The following is a 996-nucleotide window of genomic DNA, read 5'->3' on the forward strand; positions in this document are numbered from 1 at the left end:
AATTTGTTGGAAACTTTACCTTATACAGATAACCTTATGCGACCTACTTATAGAATACTGAAAGCCCTGGTGATTCTTGGTTTGGTTAGCTCTCATGCATTTGCGCAGGAGCTTACTTTGCCAACCTTCACCCAGTATTTAGCCGATAATCCTTTTGTGATTTCTCCTACCTATGCAGGTATTGGAGACCATGTAAAGGTGCGGCTTAACGGCCTCACCCAATGGGTAGGCATAGAAGATGCCCCAGATACTCAATCACTGGCAGCCGATGTACGTATTGGCAACCGCTCTGGAGTAGGCGCATTGTTCTTTAACGACAAAAACGGAAATACAAGGCAGTATGGTGCGCGCATCTCTTTTGCGCACCATCTCACCATTGACCCATACGAAGATCATTTTCTTTCTTTGGGAATCTCTTATAACTTCAATCAGTTTAGAATAGACATTGAAAACTTTGATCCTACCATCCCTGATCCTTCAGTAACCAATAACAGGGCTACCACCAATCATAATTTTGATGTAGGCTTTTTGTACCGATACCAAAGCTTTTATTTTAGCTTGAATGCATCCAATCTATTAAACAAAGAATTGGATCTATTTGCTATTTCAGAACCCAACCGTTTGCGTAATTATTATGTGTACACGGGTTACAAATGGCGCAAAGACAAAAACAGCGATTTTGAGGTAGAGCCTTCTGTATTCTATCAATTATTTGAGAGTGACGGCAGATCTAGTACCGATGTGAATATAAAATTACGCTGGTATGATTTTGAAGATTATTTCTGGGCAGGTATTTCCTATCGTTTTTTAAACGACCAGTTTGGAGACCCCTTAAATGTAGGTCCTATGGCTGGTATGAAAAAAGGAAGTTTCTATTTTGCGTATTCCTACCAACTTATTTTAAATGAATTGAGTGGCTTTAATAGTGGCACTCATATGCTCACCATTGGCATTGATCTTTTTCAAGGACTCAGCAATTGTAGGTGTACGTATTAA

General features: G+C 39.7%; 1 protein-coding gene. It reads left to right on the top strand.

Annotation, left to right across the window (positions count from 1 at the left end; genetic code table 11):
• Positions 1–36 precede the first annotated feature (36 nt).
• On the top strand, positions 37–996 hold the full coding sequence (locus tag WBG07_RS19345; protein WP_340203776.1) for a PorP/SprF family type IX secretion system membrane protein: 960 nt from the start codon (positions 37–39) through the stop codon (positions 994–996).

This window comes from Ascidiimonas meishanensis, assembly GCF_037782385.1.
Taxonomy (GTDB): Bacteria; Bacteroidota; Bacteroidia; order Flavobacteriales; family Flavobacteriaceae; genus Ascidiimonas; species Ascidiimonas meishanensis.